A 3,188-nucleotide genomic window follows, 5' to 3' on the forward strand; every position below is an offset into this window, starting at 1 on the left:
CGTGTGTTGCTCCAGAACCGCACAGTGGACGCGTAGCACCTTCGTTAATAAGCCCTCGGCCTATTAGTACCGGTCACCTCCACCCCTTACAGGGCTTCCAGTTCCGGCCTATCAACCCAATGATCTGTTGGGGGCCTTACCCACTCAAGGTGGAAAGAAACCTCATCTTGGAACAGGCTTCCCGCTTAGATGCTTTCAGCGGTTATCCCTTCCGAACGTGGCCAACCAGCCATGCACTTGGCAGTACAACTGGCACACCAGAGGTTCGTCCGTCCCGGTCCTCTCGTACTAGGGACAGCCTTCCTCAAGTTTCTGACGCGCGCGGCGGATAGAGACCGAACTGTCTCACGACGTTCTAAACCCAGCTCGCGTGCCGCTTTAATGGGCGAACAGCCCAACCCTTGGGACCTACTCCAGCCCCAGGATGCGACGAGCCGACATCGAGGTGCCAAACCATCCCGTCGATATGGACTCTTGGGGAAGATCAGCCTGTTATCCCCGGGGTACCTTTTATCCGTTGAGCGACACCGCTTCCACTTGCCGGTGCCGGATCACTAGTCCCGACTTTCGTCCCTGCTCGACATGTCTGTCTCACAGTCAAGCTCCCTTGTGCACTTACACTCAACACCTGATTGCCAACCAGGCTGAGGGAACCTTTGGGCGCCTCCGTTACATTTTGGGAGGCAACCGCCCCAGTTAAACTACCCACCAGGCACTGTCCCTGAACCGGATCACGGTCCGAGGTTAGAAGTCCAATACGATCAGAGTGGTATTTCAACGATGACTCCACGAACACTGGCGTGCCCGCTTCACAGTCTCCCACCTATCCTACACAAACCGTACCGAACACCAATACCAAGCTATAGTAAAGGTCCCGGGGTCTTTTCGTCCTGCCGCGCGTAACGAGCATCTTTACTCGTAATGCAATTTCGCCGAGTCTATGGTGGAGACAGCTGAGAAGTCGTTACGCCATTCGTGCAGGTCGGAACTTACCCGACAAGGAATTTCGCTACCTTAGGATGGTTATAGTTACCACCGCCGTTTACCGGGGCTTAAATTCTCAGCTTCGCGCCGAAGCGCTAACCGGTCCTCTTAACCTTCCGGCACCGGGCAGGCGTCAGTCCGTATACATCGTCTTACGACTTCGCACGGACCTGTGTTTTTAGTAAACAGTCGCTTCTCACTGGTCTCTGCGACCATCGCCAGCTCCCACCGCAAGGGTGATCACCAGAAATGGCCCTCCTTCTCCCGAAGTTACGGAGGTATTTTGCCGAGTTCCTTCACCATAGTTATCTCGATCGCCTCGGTATTCTCTACCTGACCACCTGTGTCGGTTTGGGGTACGGGCCGTGTACCAACTCACTAGAGGCTTTTCTCGGCAGCATAGGATCACTGAATTCGTCTCAACGACTACGCATCACCTCTCAGGCTCAATGAGACACGGATTTGCCTATGTCTCGCCCTACAGGCTTACACCAGGTAATCCACCACCTGGCCCAGCTACCTTCCTGCGTCACCCCATCGCTTGACTACTACAGCCAGGGTCGTGTGCAGCCACATCCGGCCTCCCGAAGGAGGTCCATCCGCTTTTGGACACTTAGCACAACTGATTCGCCATTGGGCGCGGATACACGGGTACGGGAATATCAACCCGTTGTCCATCGACTACGCCTGTCGGCCTCGCCTTAGGTCCCGACTAACCCTGGGCAGATTAACTTGACCCAGGAACCCTTGGTCATCCGGCGGACGAGTTTCTCACTCGTCTTTCGCTACTCATGCCTGCATTCTCACTCCCACAGCCTCCACACCTGGATCACTCCGGCGCTTCCCTGGCTGCAGGACGCTCCCCTACCCATCCACACTCCTGGCTCGAAAGCAGAATAATGTGTGAATGCCGCGGCTTCGGCGGTGTACTTGAGCCCCGCTACATTATCGGCGCAGGATCACTTGACCAGTGAGCTATTACGCACTCTTTCAAGGGTGGCTGCTTCTAAGCCAACCTCCTGGTTGTCTAAGCGACCCCACATCCTTTTCCACTTAGTACACGCTTAGGGGCCTTAGCCGGCGATCTGGGCTGTTTCCCTCTCGACTACGAAGCTTATCCCCCGCAGTCTCACTGCCGCACTCTCACTCACCGGCATTCGGAGTTTGGCTGACTTCGGTAAGCTTGTGGGCCCCCTAGGCCATCCAGTAGCTCTACCTCCGGCGAGAAACATGCGACGCTGCACCTAAATGCATTTCGGGGAGAACCAGCTATCACGGAGTTTGATTGGCCTTTCACCCCTACCCACAGCTCATCCCCTCAGTTTTCAACCTAAGTGGGTTCGGGCCTCCACGACGTCTTACCGTCGCTTCACCCTGGCCATGGGTAGATCACTCCGCTTCGGGTCCATAGTGTGCGACTCGACCGCCCTATTCGGACTCGCTTTCGCTACGGCTACCCCACACGGGTTAACCTCGCCACACACCGATGACTCGCAGGCTCATTCTTCAAAAGGCACGCCATCACCCGAAGGCTCTGACGGATTGTAAGCGCACGGTTTCAGGTACTATTTCACTCCCCTCCCGGGGTACTTTTCACCTTTCCCTCACGGTACTAGTCCGCTATCGGTCACCAGGTAGTATTCAGGCTTATCGGGTGGTCCCGACAGATTCACAGCAGATTTCACGGGCCCGCTGCTACTCGGGAGCACACCACGAGAGCCGTTGAGTTTTCGTCTACGGGATTCTCACCCTCTACGACAGGCCGTCCCAGGCCACTTCGACTAACACAACGGTTTCTGACTCTCGCTCAACTCGGCAGAATTGAGAAGGTATGTCCCACGACCCCGACCATGCAACGACTGCCGTCTATCACACATGACCGGTTTAGCCTCTTCCGCTTTCGCTCGCCACTACTCACGGAATCACTGTTGTTTTCTCTTCCTGTGGGTACTGAGATGTTTCACTTCCCCACGTTCCCTCCACACGCCCTATATATTCAGGCGCGGGTAACACGACATCACTCGTGCTGGGTTTCCCCATTCGGAAATCCTCGGATCTCAGCTCGGTTGACAGCTCCCCGAGGCTTATCGCAGCCTCCTACGTCCTTCATCGGCTCCTGGTGCCAAGGCATCCACCGAACGCTCTTAAACACTTACTAACAAAGATGCTCGCGTCCACTGTGCAGTTCTCAAACAACACACCCA

1 rRNA gene is annotated in these 3,188 nt (G+C 55.7%); it reads right to left on the minus strand.

Annotated features, from left to right (window positions below):
- Positions 1–43: 43 nt before the first annotated feature.
- Positions 44–3,142, minus strand: a 23S ribosomal RNA gene (locus EBN03_RS33460).
- Positions 3,143–3,188: the final 46 nt, after the last annotated feature.

This window comes from Nocardia stercoris, from assembly GCF_003696265.1.
In the GTDB taxonomy this organism is placed as follows: domain Bacteria; phylum Actinomycetota; class Actinomycetes; order Mycobacteriales; family Mycobacteriaceae; genus Nocardia; species Nocardia stercoris.